General features: G+C 73.3%; 9 protein-coding genes. 3 read left to right on the top strand and 6 right to left on the bottom strand.

Features of this window, described 5'->3' with window-relative positions; all coding sequences use genetic code 11:
- Nucleotides 1–285: 285 nt before the first annotated feature.
- From yjjJ to KF840_06880, 3 genes are all read right to left on the bottom strand, one after another.
- Nucleotides 286–1,611, bottom strand: coding sequence for a type II toxin-antitoxin system HipA family toxin YjjJ (yjjJ, locus tag KF840_06890; protein ID MBX3024619.1), 1,326 nt, complete (start codon nucleotides 1,609–1,611; stop codon nucleotides 286–288).
- A 262-nt stretch (nucleotides 1,612–1,873) separates the two neighbouring features.
- On the bottom strand, nucleotides 1,874–7,447 hold the full coding sequence (gene uvrA / locus KF840_06885) for an excinuclease ABC subunit UvrA (GenBank protein MBX3024618.1): 5,574 nt from the start codon (nucleotides 7,445–7,447) through the stop codon (nucleotides 1,874–1,876).
- Between the two features lie 57 nt (nucleotides 7,448–7,504).
- On the bottom strand, nucleotides 7,505–8,026 hold the full coding sequence (locus KF840_06880; GenBank protein MBX3024617.1) for a hypothetical protein: 522 nt from the start codon (nucleotides 8,024–8,026) through the stop codon (nucleotides 7,505–7,507).
- A 33-nt stretch (nucleotides 8,027–8,059) separates the two neighbouring features.
- Between KF840_06880 and KF840_06875 the strand changes: the two genes are divergently transcribed.
- From KF840_06875 to KF840_06865, 3 genes are all read left to right on the top strand, one after another.
- On the top strand, nucleotides 8,060–8,884 hold the full coding sequence (locus KF840_06875) for an ABC transporter ATP-binding protein (protein ID MBX3024616.1): 825 nt from the start codon (nucleotides 8,060–8,062) through the stop codon (nucleotides 8,882–8,884).
- A 22-nt stretch (nucleotides 8,885–8,906) separates the two neighbouring features.
- The gene (locus KF840_06870; GenBank protein MBX3024615.1) at nucleotides 8,907–11,270 is read left to right on the top strand and encodes an ABC transporter permease; all 2,364 of its coding nucleotides are present in this window, start codon (nucleotides 8,907–8,909) and stop codon (nucleotides 11,268–11,270) included.
- A gap of 117 nt (nucleotides 11,271–11,387) precedes the next feature.
- Nucleotides 11,388–12,590 carry an HlyD family efflux transporter periplasmic adaptor subunit gene (locus KF840_06865; GenBank protein ID MBX3024614.1) on the top strand — a complete coding sequence of 401 codons (1,203 nt, stop codon included), beginning with the start codon at nucleotides 11,388–11,390 and terminating at the stop codon, nucleotides 12,588–12,590.
- Between the two features lie 79 nt (nucleotides 12,591–12,669).
- On the opposite strand, the gene KF840_06860 is transcribed toward KF840_06865, so the two are convergent.
- From KF840_06860 to KF840_06850, 3 genes are all read right to left on the bottom strand, one after another.
- Nucleotides 12,670–13,755, bottom strand: a complete 1,086-nt coding sequence (locus tag KF840_06860; GenBank protein ID MBX3024613.1) for a DUF2855 family protein — start codon at nucleotides 13,753–13,755, stop codon at nucleotides 12,670–12,672.
- A gap of 67 nt (nucleotides 13,756–13,822) precedes the next feature.
- Nucleotides 13,823–14,155, bottom strand: a complete 333-nt coding sequence (locus tag KF840_06855; protein ID MBX3024612.1) for a hypothetical protein — start codon at nucleotides 14,153–14,155, stop codon at nucleotides 13,823–13,825.
- 38 nt (nucleotides 14,156–14,193) lie between these two features.
- Nucleotides 14,194–15,405 (bottom strand): citrate synthase family protein, encoded by a 1,212-nt coding sequence (locus tag KF840_06850; protein ID MBX3024611.1) that lies wholly within the window; start codon nucleotides 15,403–15,405, stop codon nucleotides 14,194–14,196.
- Between the last annotated feature and the right edge of the window lie 103 nt (nucleotides 15,406–15,508).

Genomic DNA, 15,508 nt, shown 5'->3' with positions numbered 1-15,508 from the left:
TCATGTCGAGCGCGCACGAGCCCGCCGGCCAGTCCCGTCGGTGGGTGTGCGCATGCAGCCGATACGCCGGCGGCATCCCGGTCATCAGACGCTCGAGATCGCCGGGGTGCGCGCCGATGAGCTCCGGCAAGGGATCGCCTGTGTGATCCCGTTCGCCGACAAGACGCCGTCGGACCTCGAGGCTGCATGGATGAAGTGCGACCGCAGGGCTCCGACAACCCCGACCCCGAATGGTTGTCGGGGGTCGAACGCAATGACGCAGTGAGACCCGCGGAATGCTGATGCTCAGGTGACCCTGAGCCGCTGCACGGCATGGTGCACCAATTCGCCGCAGGCCGCGGCGGTGGCGCGGAAGGGTGTGGACACGTGCGGATCGTCGCGCACGCGCATCCAGTACGCGCCGGCCATCGCGGCGGCGGTGGCCCACGCGGCGTGCAGGCGGGGCGGCGCGACGTCGATGTCGAACCGGCGATCGGCAATCTCGCCCGCGGCGGTCGGGCGGAAGTGCATCGGAAGCATGTCGTAGACGGGCGCCAGCGCCAGTGGACGCCGGTCTTCCAGCAGCAGGCTGACATTCGCGAAGTGCTGGTCGGCGTTGGCGATGAGCCGCCCGAACCACCACAACACCCGCAGCGTGTCGGCGTCCTGGGCGGTCAGCCAGCGATCGCGCTCGAGCCAGTCGGCCGCCGCCGCCCAACTGTCCAGCGTGGCGCCGGTCGCCATGGCGACGGCGAGCAGCGAGACCACGCCGCGCCGGCCGTGCTCGCCGAGGCGGTCGAAGCGGGTCACCTCGAGAAAGACGCGCTCAGATCCCGCGCACCACGCGGTGTGACAGGCCGCGATGCCATGGTCGCGCAGCACCTCGGTCGCCAGGTGCTCGCAGCGCAGCAGATCCGCCCACCGCTGGCCGGCGGCGGTATCGACCGGCGGCGAGAACTTCACCAGCACATGGCGCACGCTGCCGTCCGCTGCCCGGCAGACGGTCGCGAACTTCGGCTGCTCGCCGCCTGCGGACGAGCCGGCCACATCGCCGGCCAGTGCCGCCACCGCCAGCGACTCGTAGCGTGCCGGACGCTCCGCGTCGGGTACCGCGGCGGCATCGCTCAATCGCGCGCGCTGCAGGGCGGCGACCGCGCGATCGCCGATGACGAGATCGCCGGGCAAGTCGTCGCCGAGGGCGAGGAGCGCCACGAGGACCTCATCCGCACTCCACTGCTGGGGATCCTGGCCGAGTCCCAGCGCCGCGGCATGCCGGCGCGCGAAGGCCCGACCAAGAAAGCCCTGCGGCCGCAGATCCTCGAAGAACCACGGCAGATCCGGGAAGACGCCAGGGGCAACGTCCCCACCCAGCCACTCCGGCGGGGCTGGCGTCTGCCACCACCACCCGCGCGGCGCCAGCGCGTGCAGGGTGGCGACCTGGTCGATGCGCCCCTCGCTGCGCACCCGATACGCGGCCCATGCGCGACCGAGACCGCGGATCTCGCGGCTGGCTGCATAGCCGCTGCGCCGCGCCCTGCCGATGCGGGTGACGTCGGGCCCGGCGGCGCGAACGAGCCGCGACAGAGTCGGCTGGCTCACTGCCAGGCTGCGCTGCAGCTCGCTCGCCCGCAACGGCCCTCGGCGCCTCAGTTCAGCGACCAGATCCCGGGTTTCGGCGCGCGTCATGAATGATGAATGAATGGATACAGAATTGATTCGCGTCCTACAAGTAGCTGATTTAACGCTATTCTATTGGCAGCGTCGACCTACGGAGTGAATATATGAGCCGGCGTCGAAGGCCGGGCGTGAAACTGGGTAGGTGGCGCGCTGCTTCACGGCCGCGAGAGCGCGGCGGCGCGGCCGCGAAGGTCCGTGGGAGCGCTTCGGGTTGTCGCTATGGGCGCGCGGCGCCCGTGTTCAGGAACTGCCGCAGGAACTTCGCCGTGTGCGAGCGCCTGGCCCTGAGGATCTCGGTCGGCGGGCCCATGGCGACGACCTCGCCGCCGGCGGCGCCGCCTTCGGGGCCGAGGTCGATCAGCCAGTCGGCCTCTTTGATGATGTCGAGGTTGTGCTCGATGGTGACGATGGTGTTGCCGCGGTCGACCAGGCGGTGCAGCACGTCGATCAGCTTCTCGATGTCGGCGAAGTGCAGGCCGGTGGTGGGCTCGTCGAGGACGTAGAGGGTGGCGTCGCGCGACGGCTTGCCGAGCTCCCAGGCGAGCTTGATGCGCTGCGCCTCGCCGCCGGAGAGCGTGTTGCTGCCCTGGCCGAGGGTCAGGTAGCCGAGGCCGATGTCGGCGAGCAGGCGCAGGGGCTGCGCCACGCCGGGCACGGCGGAGAAGAACGCGGCGGCCTCGTCGGTGGTCATCGCCAGCACCTCGCCGATCGAGCGGCCGTTGTAGGTGACGGCGAGGGTCTCGGCGTTGAAGCGGGCGCCGCCACAGGCATCGCAGGCGACGTAGACGTCGGGCAGGAAGCTCATCTCCATCTTGATCCGCCCCTGCCCGGCGCACGCCTCGCAGCGGCCGCCCTTGACGTTGAAGGAGAAGCGGGACGCGCTGTAGCCGCGGCTGCGGGCGTCGCCGGTGAGCGCGAAGAGGCGGCGGATCTCGTCCCAGAAGCCGACGTACGACGCCGGCGTCGAGCGCGGCGTGCGGCCGATCGGCGTCTGGTCGACCTCGACGACGCGCTGGATCGTCTCCCAGCCCTCGAGCGCCGTGAAGGCGCCGACGCGCCCGCCGGCGAGGCCGAGCCGGCGGCGCAGGCCGGCGAACAGGACGTCGCGCACCAGCGTCGACTTGCCGGAGCCGGACACGCCGGTGACGCAGGTCCAGGCGCCGAGCGGCAGCTCGACGTCGATGCCCTTCAGGTTGTGCTCGCGGGCGCCGCGCAGGCGCAGCCGCGGCAGTCCCTGCACCGAACGCAGGGGGCCCAGCCGCGGGCGCGTCCGGCCGAGGAAGCGGCCGGTCACCGAGCGCGCCTGCGCCGCCAGGCTGGCCGGCGGGCCCATGGCCACCAACTCGCCGCCGCGCGCCCCGCCGCCGGGTCCGAGGTCGACCACCAGGTCGGCGGCGGCGATGGTCGCCTCGTCGTGCTCGACCACCAGCAGCGTGTTGCCCTTCGCCTTCAGCCCGCCGAGCGTCTCGATCAGCATGGCGTTGTCGCGCGGGTGCAGGCCGATGGTCGGTTCGTCGAGGATGTAGCAGACGCCGCGCAGGTTCGAGCCGAGCTGCGCCGCCAGGCGGATGCGCTGCGCCTCGCCGCCGGAGAGCGTGTCGGCGGGGCGGTCGAGGGTCAGATACGGCAGCCCGACCTCCTCGAGGAACTGCAGCCGCGGCATGATTTCCTTCATCACGTTGGCGGCGATCGCCGCGTCGCGGGCGCCGAAGTGCCAGCGGGCGAGGGCGCGCCGGGCGTCGGCGACCGAGGCGGCGGTGACCTCGCAGATGCTGCGGTCGAGCACCCGCACGGCGCGGGCGCGGGCGTTGAGCCGTGTGCCGCCGCAGCTCGGGCACGGCCGCTCGCCGAGCAGGCCGGACAGCGCCTCGCCGACCTCCGCGTCCTCGACGATCAGCTCCTCGAGCGCGCCGCGCAGCCCGGGCGCGCCGTTGCCCTCGAAGAACGCCGCGCGCTGCTTCGCCGTCAGCGCGCCGAGCGGCTTCTTCAGCGGCACGCGGTGGCGCTTGGCGACCTCGCGGATGACGCGCCGGGTCGCCAGTCCGCCGGCGGCGAGCGCCGCCTGGAGCGCCTCGCCGAGCGGCCGCTCGGGGTCGGCGATCAGGGCATCGACCTCGAACGTCGCCTCGCTGCCGAGGCCGTCGCAGGTCGCGCAGGCGCCCTGCCGGCTGTTGAACGAGAACAGGCGCGGGTCGAGGGCCTCGTAGCCGACGCCGCAGCGGCCGCAGTACAGGCGCTCGCTGTAGAGCCGTTCCCGCGCGCCGGCGCGCGCGATCACCGTGCCGCTGCCGAGGCGCAGCGCGGCGGCGATCAGCTCCGGCAGGTGCGGCGCGCCGCGGGCGGCGAGGTCGACGGCGCCGACGACGATGTCGATGTCGTGCTCCTTGTAGCGCGCCAGCGCCGGTAGGGGGTCGAGGGCGAGCAGCGCGCCGTCGATGCGCGCCTGCCGGTAGCCGAGCTTGCGCGCCGCCTGGAAGAGCTCCTTGTAGATGCCCTTGCGGCCGCGCACCGCCGGCGCCAGCAGGCTCACCTCCTCGCCCTTGAATTCCTTCCGGATGCGGGCGGCGATCTGCTCGCGGCTGAGCGGGCTGAGCGCCTCGCCGCAGGTGACGCAGTGCTGGACGCCGATCTTGGCGTAGAGCAGGCGCAGGTAGTGCGAGATCTCGGTCACCGTCGCCACGGTCGACTTGCGCGAGCCGCGGCTCAGGCGCTGCTCGATGGCGACGGTCGCCGGCACGCCGGCGAGCAGGTCGACATCGGGGCGCGGCAGGACCTTCACGTACTGGCGGGCGTAGGTGGAGAGGCTGTCGAGGTAGCGGCGCTGCCCCTCGGCGTAGACGATGTCGAAGGCGAGCGTCGACTTCCCCGATCCCGACAGCCCGGTGACGACGATGAGCTGGTCGCGCGGCAGGTCGAGATGGAGGTCCTTCAGGTTGTGCTCGTTGGCGCCGACGATGCGCATCAGGCCGGCGCCGTTGCCCGCCGCCGCCGCTTCGCGCACCCGCGGCGCGGGCGGCGCGGCGCTCGGCCCGGCGAGCGCGGCGGCGAGATAGCGTCCGGTGTGCGAACCGGGCGTGGCGGCGACGTCCTCGGGCGTGCCCTCGGCGACGACGCGGCCGCCGCCGCTGCCGCCGTCGGGGCCGAGGTCGATCACCCAGTCCGCCGCCTTGGCGACCTCCATGTTGTGCTCGATCACCACCACCGAGTGGCCGCGCTCGACCAGCGACTGCAAGGCCGCGAGCAGCGTCTCGACGTCGGCGAAGTGCAGGCCGATGGTCGGCTCGTCGAACAGGAAGAGCGTGTGCCCCTTGGTCGGCTGGCCGATGGCGGCGGCGAGCTTGAGGCGCTGCGACTCGCCACCGGACAGCGTCGTCAGCGGCTGGCCGAGGCGCAGGTAGCCGAGGCCGACGTCGAGCAGCGGCTGCAGGCGAGCGGCGGTCTCGCAGTCCCCGCCGAAGAAGGCGACCGCCTCCTCCGCGGTGAGCTCCAGCACCTCGCGAATCGACCGGCCCCGGTACGAGACCTCCAGCACGTCGGCGCGGAAGCGCGCCCCGTTGCAGGCCTGGCAGGTGACGTAGACGTCGGAGAGAAACTGCATCTCGACCTTCTCGTAGCCCTCGCCGCCGCAGGTCTCGCAGCGGCCGCCGGCGACGTTGAAGGAGAAGGTCGCGGCGGTGAAGCCGCGCAGGCGGGCCAGCGGGGTGGCGGCGAACAGGTCGCGGATCGGGTCGAAGGCCTTCAGGTAGGTGACCGGGTTGGCGCGCCGCGTGGTGCCGAGCGGCGACTGGTCGACGAGCACGACGTGGCCGACGCGGTTCCAGCCCGCGATGTCCTCGTGCGCGCCGGGCACGCCGTCGAATTGCCCCAGCCGCTTGCGCAGGCCGCGGTAGAGGACGTCCTCCATCAGCGTCGACTTGCCGGAGCCGGAGACGCCGGTGACGCAGACGAGGCGGCCGAGCGGGATGTGGACGTCGACGTCGCGCAGGTTGTGCGCGCGGGCGCCGCGGATGATGAGCTCGTGATGGCGGATCGGCCGCCGCCGCTTCGCCGGCACCGCGATGCGGCGGCGGCCGGTCAGGTACTGCGCGGTCAGCGACCGGGTCTCGGGCAGCAGCGCCGGATAGGGCCCGGCGAAGAGGACCTCGCCGCCGCGCTCGCCGGCGCCGGGGCCGATGTCGATTATGTGATCGGCCTCGCGGATGATCTCCTCCTCGTGCTCGACGACGACGACCGTGTTCTCCTTGGCGCGCAGCTCCTGGAGGATCTTCACCAGGCGCTGGCTGTCGCGCGGGTGCAGGCCGACCGAGGGTTCGTCGAGGATGTAGAGGGTGTTGACCAGCGAGGAGCCGACGGCGCGGGTCAGGTCGACGCGCGCCAGCTCGCCGCCGGAGAGCGTGCGCGACTGGCGGTCGAGGGTCAGGTAGTCGAGGCCGACCGCCAGCAGGTAGCGCAGGCGGTGGCGGATCTCGCCGAGGACGAGGTGCGCGATCTCCTCCTGCACGCCGGAGAGGCGCAGGTCGGCGAAGAACGCCGCCGCCGCGGCGACGCTCATCCGGTTGACGTCGACGACGGTGCGGCCGTCGATGCGGTAGAGCAGCGCGTCGGGCGTCAGCCGGCCGCCGTCGCAGGCGGGGCAGACGCGGTAGCTGCGGTAGCGGGCGAGGAACACCCGCACGTGCATCTTGTAGGTGCGGCCCTCCAGCCACTTGAACCAGCCGCGGATGCCGAAGTACTTGCCCGCGCCGTCGATCACCGCCGCGCGCTGCGCCGGCTCCAGCCGCTCGAACGGCACGTGCAGTGGGATGCCGGCGCGGGCGCAGAACTTCCGCAGCTCGCTGCGCTCCCACTCCGTGGAGGGCGTCGACCACGGCTTGATGGCGCCGTCGGCGAGCGACTTCGTCGCATCGGGAATGATCAACTCGAGGTCGATGTCGATGACCCGGCCGAAGCCGCGGCACTGCTCGCAGGCGCCGAGCGGGCTGTTGAAGGAGAAGAGGTTGGCGGTCGGCTCGCGGTAGGCGATGTGGCAGCGGGCGCACTCCAGGGCCTCGCTGTAGGGGGCGCGCGCGCCGCCGTCGTCGGGGAAGACGAGCGCCAGGCGCCCCTTGCCGAAGCGGAACGCCTGCTCGATCGAATCCACCAGCCGGCGCTTGTGCTCGGCGCGCGCCACCACCCGGTCGGCGACGATGGACAGGGAGGGCGCGCCGTCGGCGCTCGCCATCTCCTCGATCTCCCGCACCTCGCCGCCGAGCAGCAGGCGGCGGAACCCGGCGGCGACCAGGCCGGCGCGCACCTCGCTCCAGGGCAGGTTCGCCGGCACCGACACGTCGAAGGTGACCAGCGCCCGCGTGCCCTCGCCACGCGCCAGCAGCTCGGCCGCCACCGACTCCGCGGTCGCGCGCTGCACCGGTTCGCCGCACTGGCGGCAGTGGAGGACGCCGATCTTCGCCCACAGCAGCTTCAGGTGGTCGTGCAGCTCGGTCATCGTGCCGACCGTCGAGCGCGAGGTCTTGACCGTGTTGCCCTGGCCGATGGCGATCGCCGGCAGGATGCCGTCGATGCGCTCGACCTGCGGCTTGTCCATGCGGTCGAGGAACTGCCGCGTGTAGGCGGAGAAGCTCTCGACGTAGCGGCGCTGCCCTTCGGCGTAGAGCACGTCGAAGGCGAGGCTGGACTTCCCCGACCCCGAGACGCCGGTGATCACGGTCAGGGCGTTGAGCGGGATGCGGACGTCGACGCCCTTCAGGTTGTTCTGCGTCGCGCCGACGATGTGGATGAGGTCGTCCGCCATGCGGGGAATCGCCGGACTATACCCGAGGGGCGCGGCGGCGACAGTGGGGGGCGCGGCTCAGCCGAAGCGCGCCACCACCACCAGCGCGGTGCTGGCGACCAGGCCGGCGATGAAGGCGAGGTAGGCGAGGCGCAGGTAGCGGTACTTGCGCTCGGCGAGGAAGCGGCCGAGCGTGTAGACCTCGCGCACCTGCATCTCGTAGGTGCGGCTGGGGTCGTTCATCACCGCTTCCATGGCGTCGTGGAAGGCGCCGTAGTCCATGCGCACGAAGTCGCCGAAGAAGAACAGGTTGAAGCGGCTGTCGGCGAGATCGGCGCCGCCGCTGGCGATCACCGGCACCTTCGGCATCGCGGCGTAGGTCGCGAGCCCGATGGTGAGCAGGCAGCAGGCGCCGAGCACCAGCACCGCGGTGCCGAACACCGGGTCGGCGACGTAGCGGCCGGCGAGCGTCAACACCACCGACGACAGGGTCAGCAGCATGCTCGATTTCATGTCCGCCATGCTGCTCAATTGGATGAGGTTGCCGCGCGTCTGCCGCATCATCTGGTCGAGGTGGCCCCCCGGCTGCTGGATCTCCATCGTTCCCCCTTTGTCCGTTCGCGCCGGCGCGCGATGCCGGGCGATCACAACGTCATCCGTCGCCGCGACGCAACGGCGGCGGGCGCTCGGCGGCCACGGCGCCCCGGGCCATGCTTTGCGGGCCGGGGGCGCTTCCACTACTCAGCACCCGTGGCGGAGGTCGTCTTCGAGGCGCGGAACCTGTCGAAGGTCTACCGCATGGGCGACGTCGACGTGTACGCGCTGCGCGACGTCGACCTCGACCTCTACCGCGGCGAGCTGGTCGTGCTCCTCGGTCCGTCCGGCAGCGGCAAGTCGACGCTGCTCAACATCCTCGGCGGGCTCGACGTGCCGTCGAGCGGCTCGGTTCGTTTCCTCGATCACGATCTCACGGTCGACGACGAGGAGCACCTGACGCGCTATCGCCGCCAGCACGTCGGGTTCGTGTTCCAGTTCTACAACCTGATCCCCAGCCTGACGGCGCGCGAGAACGTCGCCCTGGTGACCGAGATCGCGCCGGCGCCGATGCGCCCCGAGGAGGCGCTGGCGCTGGTCGGCCTGGGCGAACGCCTGGACTATTTCCCCGCCCAGCTCTCGGGCGGCGAGCAGCAGCGGGTGGCGATCGCGCGCGCCATCGCCAAGCGCCCGGAGGTGCTGCTGTGCGACGAGCCGACGGGCGCGCTCGACTACGAGACCGGCAAGCTGGTGCTGCTGGTGCTCGAGCGGGTGAACCGCGAGGTCGGCACCACCACCGCGGTGATCACGCACAACGCCGCCATCGCCGCGATGGGCGATCGCGTCATCCGTCTGCGCAGCGGCCGCATCGTCGAGACGCAGGTCAACGCGCGGCGCGCCCGCCCCGAGGACCTGACGTGGTGACCGGCGCGCCGGCGCGAGCCGCATGCGCGCCCTGAACCGCAAGCTGGCGCGCGACCTCTGGCACCTGCGCGGCCAGATGGTCGCCATCGCGCTGGTGGTGGCCTGCGGCGTGGCGGTGTTCGTCTCCACCCGCGCCGCCTACCAGTCGTTGCAGATGTCGCGCGACGCCTACTACGCCGCGTACCGCTTCGCCGACGTGTTCGTGCACCTGAAGCGGGCGCCGAACGCGCTGGCGGCGCGCCTGGCGCGCATCCCCGGCGTCGCCGCGCTGCAGACGCGCATCGTCTTCGACGTGACGCTCGACGTGCCCGGCCTCGCGGAGCCGGCGACCGGCCGCCTGCAGTCGATCCCCGAGCGCCGGGTGCCGATCCTCAACGACCTGCACCTGCGGCGCGGGCGCTGGGTCGAGCCCGGCCGCCGCGACGAGGTGATCGTCAGCGAGGCGTTCGCCAGCGCCAACCGGCTCGCGGTCGGCGACACCCTCGGGGCGATCCTCAACGGCCGCTGGCAGCGCCTGCGCATCGTCGGCATCGCGCTGTCGCCGGAGTACGTCTACGAGATCCGCGGCAGCGACATCTTCCCCGACAACCGCCGCTTCGGCGTGCTGTGGATGAGCCGCGACGCGATGGGGCCGGCGTTCGACATGGACGGCGCCTTCAACGACGTCGTCGTCGCCCTGGCGCCGGGCGCCAGCGAGGCGGCGGTGATCGCCGAGCTCGACCGCGCCCTGGAACGCTACGGCGGCCTGCGCGCCGGCGGCCGCGACACGTGGATCTCGCACCGCTTCCTCTCCGACGAGATCGCCCAGAACCAGGTCTTCGGCACCGTCCTGCCGGCGATCTTCCTCGGCGTCGCGGCGTTCCTGCTCAACATCGTGCTGTCGCGCCTGGTCGCGACGCAGCGCGACCAGATCGCGGTGCTGAAGGCGTTCGGCTACGCGCACTGGGCGGTGGCGGCGCACTACCTCGGCTTCGCGCTGGTCGCCGTCGCCGGCGGCAGCCTGGTCGGCAGCGGGCTCGGCATCTGGCTCGGCATGCTGGTCAACCGGATGTACGTCGACTTCTACCGCTTCCCGGTGCTGCGCTTCGAGGCCGGCCCGAGCGTCATCGGCCCGGCGATCCTGATCGCCGGCGGGGCGGCGCTGCTCGGCGCCTGGGCGGCGACGCGGCGCGCCCTGGCCCTGCCGCCCGCCGAGGCGATGCGCCCCGAGTCGCCGCCCGAGTTCCACGCCGGGCCGCTCGAGCGCGCCGGCCTGCGCCGGCTGCTGCCGGCGCCGGCGCGGATGATCCTGCGCAACGTCCTGCGCCGGCCGGCGCGCGCCATGGCGGCGATCGTCGGCATGGCGTTCGCCGTCGCCATCCTGATCGTCGGCCGCTACTTCGTCGACGCCATCGAGTATCTCGCCGAGGTGCAGTTCCGGCTGGTGCAGCGCGACGACGCTACGCTCGGATTCCAGGAGGCGCTTCCCGAGCGGGCGCGCTTCGCGCTCGCGCATCTGCCGGGCGTCCGCCGCGCCGAGCCCTTCCGCGCCGTCGCCGCGGAGCTGCGCTTCGCGCACCGCTCGCGGCGCGTCGGGCTCACCGGCCTCGATGCCGGGAGCGAGCTGCACCGCCTGATCGACGACCACCTGCGCCCGGTGGCGGTGCCGGCCGACGGCGTGCTGCTCACCAGCATGCTCGCCGAGGTGCTCGGCGTCCGCACCGGCGACCTGCTGACCGTCGAGGTGCTCGAGGGCAGCCGGCCGCGGCGCCTGCTGCGGGTCGCCGGCACCGTCGACGAGCTGATCGGCTTCAACGCCTACATGGACCGCGGCGCGCTGCACCGCCTGCTGCGCGAGGAGGGCGGCCTCTCGGGCGCCTTCCTGACCATCGATCCCGACCAGTCGGCGCGCCTCTACGGCGAGCTCAAGCGCATGCCATCGGTCGCCGGCGTCTCGATCCGCGAGGTGGCGCTGCGCAGCTTCGAGGACACGGTGGCGCGCAGCATGGGCATCTTCGTCACCATCCTGGTCGGCTTCGCCTGCGTCGTTGCGGTGGCCATCGTCTACAACGCGGCGCGCATCGCGCTCTCGGAGCGCGGCCGCGAGCTCGCCAGCCTGCGCGTCCTCGGCTTCACCCGTCGCGAGGTGGCGGTGCTGCTGCTCGGCGAGCAGGCGTTGCTGACCGTGCTGGCCGTGCCGCTGGGCTACCTCATCGGCTATCAGATGTGCATGGCCCTGGCCCGCCAGTACCAGTGGGAGCTGTTCCGCATGCCGATGGTGGTGCGCTTCGAGACCTACGCCTTCGCGCTGCTGGTGCTGCTCGCCGCCGCCGTCGGCTCGGCCTGGCTGGTGCGCCGTCGCCTCGACCGCCTCGACCTGGTCGAAGTACTGAAGACGCGCGAATGAGCATGACCGCCAAAGGATGCACGCGGAGACGCGGCGGCCCGGCGCGCGCTGGGGCGTCGGAGCCCGGGCCGTCGCTCGGCGTCTCCGCGCGCGATTCCCCCTGGAGCTGGTGATCGGATGCAGGCATGGAGACGGCGCGCCGCCGCGGGCGCGGGGCTGGCGCTGGCGGCGGTGCTGGTGTGGCTGGTGTTCCGGCCGGCGCCGGTACGGGTCGAGGTCGGGCACGTGGAGCGGGGCCGGCTGGTGGTGACCGTGGACGAGGAGGGCGAGACGCGGGTCCGCGATCGCTTCGTGGTCGCGGCGCCGATCGCCGGCCGCCTGGCGCGCCTGACGCTCGAGCCCGGCGACCCGGTGCAGCAGGGGACGGTGGTGGCGCGCATGCACCCGGTGCCGCTCGACCCGCGCACCCGCGCCGAGGCGCTGGCCCGCCTCGAGGCGGCGCAGGCGGCGCTGCGCGAGACCAGCGCCCAGGTGGAGAACGCCGAGGCGGCGTTCGCGCAGGCGCAGCGCAGCGCCAACCGCGCCCGCCAGCTCGGCAGGTCGGGCACCATCGGCAAGGAGGAACAGGAGCGGGCCGAGCTCGACGAAACGCTGCGCCACAAGGAGCTCGAGGCATCGCAGTTCGCGGAGCGCGCCGCCGCCTTCAACCTCGAGGCGGCGAAGGCGGCGCTGATGGCGCCGGGCGCGGACGGCAACCAGGCGATGGTCGCCGCCTGCGAATCCGGCGAGCCGGGCTGCATCGAGCTGCGGGCGCCGGTGACCGGCCGCGTCCTGCGCGTGCCGCAGAAGAGCGAGCGGGTGGTCGCCGCCGGCGAGCCGCTGGTCGAGATCGGCGATCCGAGCGATCTGGAGATCGTCGTCGATCTGCTGTCGACCGACGCGGTCAAGGTGCGGCCGGGGGCGGCGATGCTGGTCGAGGAGTGGGGCGGCCCGACGCCGCTGGCGGCGCAGGTGCGCCGGGTCGAGCCGTCGGGCTTCACCAAGGTGTCGGCGCTCGGCGTCGAGGAGCAGCGGGTGAACGTCATCGGCGATTTCACGGCCGACAGCGGCGGGCTCGGCGACGGCTATCGCATCGAGGCGCGCATCGTCGTCGCCGAGGCCGACGACGTGCTGCTGGTGCCGTCGAGCGCGCTCTTCCGCCGCCAGGACGCCTGGCACGTGTTCGCGGTGGCGAACGGCCGCGCCGCGCTGCGCCGGGTCGAGGTCGGGCGCGCCACCGCGCAGCAGACCGAGCTCCTCGACGGCCTGGCGCTCGGCGACGCCGTCGTGCTCCACCCGAGCGATCAGGTCGCCGACGGCGTGCGGGTGGCGCCGCTCTGAGCCGCGCCAGCAGCGCGTCTCCACCGCATCCCCGGGCGCCGAACGCGGCGGCGCCGGCCCCCCGGGCGGCGCCCGGGCGTCAGGGCGACAGGGTGCAGATATGGCCGGCGGCGGGGTCGACGCGGCCGTCGACCATGGCGCGGTAGAGGCGCTCGACGGCGGCCGGGCCGCGGTGCTCGACGATGCGCAGCCAGGCGCTGGCCGTCAGGAAACGCTGCAGGGCCGCGTCGAGGCGGCGCTGGAACGGCGCCGGGCCCCACTCCTGCAGGCGCCGCTGCAAGTGGGTCGGCGCGAAGAAGAAGGCCGGCGCCGGACCGGGGAGCGCGGCCGGCGCGGCGATCCGCTCCCAGTGGGTGACCCCGACCTGGGCGCTGCGGCGGAGGCGGTCGCCGAGGTGGCGATGGACGCGCTCCCGCACCGCGCCGTCGCCGGCGAAGTCGACGAACACCGTCGGCGCCGCCGGCAGCGTCTCCACCGCGTCGTAGGGGACGACGCGGTCGTAGTATCCGGTCTCGTCCACGAAGGCGGCGTTGGCGGGCGCGGTGAGGCCGATCACCCGCGCGCCGCCGCGCGTCCGCAGCAGGCAGGCGAGCCCCAGGGCCGTTTTCGACGAGGCGCTGCTGAGCACGACCTGGCGGGCGCCGAAGGCGTTCTCGCCGGCGAGGAAGTCGTCGAGCAGGAACGCCGTCGCGAACAGGGGGCGGAAGAGGGCGATGTACGGCTCGCGATCGCCGGAGTGGAGCGGGTCGGCGGCGCAGCGGGTGTACTGGTTGTAGATCGGCGGCAGCGCGGCGCGGTGCGGCGCGGCATCGACGAACGTCGCGGCGGTCGCCTGGTCGGGCGCCAGCAGGACGTGGGTCGACATCGGCAGGTAGCCGTAGAGGCGCTCGCCGCTCGCCACCGCGTCGTGGCGCGACGCCAGCACATCGGCGAAGCCCCACACCGGGATCCGACCCCAGCCCGCGCGCGCCGGGAAGAAGTCCCAGTAGCCGATCATGTCGCCGACCGCGCCGTAGGTGACGTTGTTGGCGGTGAACGCGAAGCGGTCGATGCGCAGCAGGATCTGCCCGGTCGCGAGCGCGGTATCGCCGGCGACGCGGCCGGGCTCGACGGCGCACTGGCGCAGGTCGGAACGATTGACCACGAAGTCGAGGGCGTCGCTCATGCGCCCCACCTCACCACAGACGAGCGGCGATGGGGAAGCGCGCGGCCGGCCAAGCGGCGGCGCCTCGCTAATCCGCTGGCCGGGGCGATTCGCGGGGTGCCTCCGGAGCGGACGACGTCGCGGGCAAGGTCAGAGTGTCGGTCAGCGCGGAGGCGGCGAGATCGATCGTCAGGAGATAGGGGCCGACGAACACGCGCTGCAGGACGCAGGCCGGCCAGCGGCCGGAACCGCAGCGCTCGTCGTCGTACATGTCGACGCCGAGGATGACGTCGATGCGCACGCCGCCGTACGGCTGCCGATACGGCAGGTCCGGGATGTCGGTGTCGTTGTAGAAGTTGCGGAAGGTCCCGCACGACGCCGCCAGCGCGCCGGCGACGACCAGCAGCAGGCGCTTGCCCATCGATCGCACGCTCCCTCCGGCGCCGCCCGCGCTCGGACTCACTCCGCGGCCGGCAGCGCGCCGGCGTAGCGGGCGCGCGGCCGGATGGCGCGGCCCTCCTGGTACTGCTCGAGGCCGTGCGCGATCCAGCCGACGACCCGCGCCACGCCGAGCAGCCACAGCGGCGCGCCGGGCGGCAGCCCGAGGGTGCGGCAGAGGGCGACGACCGCGAAGTCGATGGTCGGCCGCTCGTTCATCGCCGCGCCGACGGCGTCGACCAGCGCCCGCGCCCGCGCCACCTCGGGCGACGACGGCCGGTGCGCCGCCAGCCGTTCCAGCAGGTGCGCGGCGCGCGGATCGCCGTCGGGATACTGCGGGTGGCCGAAGCCGGGCACCGCCTCGCCGCGGCGCAGCCGCGCCGCCAGCGTCGCCGCCGCGCCGCGCGCGTCGCGCACCTCGTCGAGCAGCCCGGCGGCGCGCTCGCAGGCGCCGCCGTGCTTGACGCCCTGCAGCGCCGCCAGGCCGGCGGTCACCACGGCGTAGGGCGTCGACCCGGCCGAGGCGACGCAGCGGGCGGTGAAGCTCGACGGATTGAGGCCGTTGTCGGCGTACAGCGCCAGGGCCGCGTCGAGCAGGCGCGCCGCGCCGGGATCGCGCGGCGCCCAGCGCCGTTGCAGCAGGCGCGCCACCGGCTCCGTCGTCGGCCGCGTTCCCGCCGCCGCCGCCGCGAGGACGCGCAGGATGCGGCCGCCGGCGCGCTGCACCGCCAGCGGCCGCAGGTCGAAGGCGTGCGGGTCGCGCGCCGCCGCCAGCGGCAGGAAGAGCTGCAGGCCGTCGAGCGGCGCCACCCGCCGCGCCAGGGCCGCGGCGCTGCGCCACTCGACGGCGTCGCTGGCGATCGGCTCCGCCGGCAGCGGCGAGTCGACGTCGCCCGACCACAGCAGCGCCGCCACCTGCTCGATGGTCGCCCGCGCCGCCAGCTCCACCGCGTCATGGCCGGCGTAGTACAGACGCCCGCCGTGGATCACCGAGAGACGCGACTCCAGCACCGGCATGCCCCAGTGCAGCGCCTCCCGCGCCGCCCGCGCCGGATCGCGCCGGCCGCGCTTGTGCGCGTTCAGCAGCCAGACGTCCTCGGCGAGATACCGCCGCTGGCGCGCCGCGCCCTCGCGCTCGGAGCGGATCTGCCCGCGGCTCACGTACGCGTACAGGGTCGCCAGGCTGACGCCGAGCTCCGCCGCGGCCTCGCGCGCGCTGAGATAGGTCGGCATGCGCGCCCGGTATCACTACATTGATTGAGCAGTCAATCATGTAATTACCAATCAAGATTGACAGCACAGAATCAATTGATGAGCATCCGGTGGCGCGCCGCAG

Source organism: bacterium, from assembly GCA_019637795.1.
Classification (GTDB): Bacteria; Desulfobacterota; Binatia; order HRBIN30; family CADEER01; genus JAHBUY01.
This window is presented reverse-complemented; position numbering and strand designations above follow the sequence as displayed.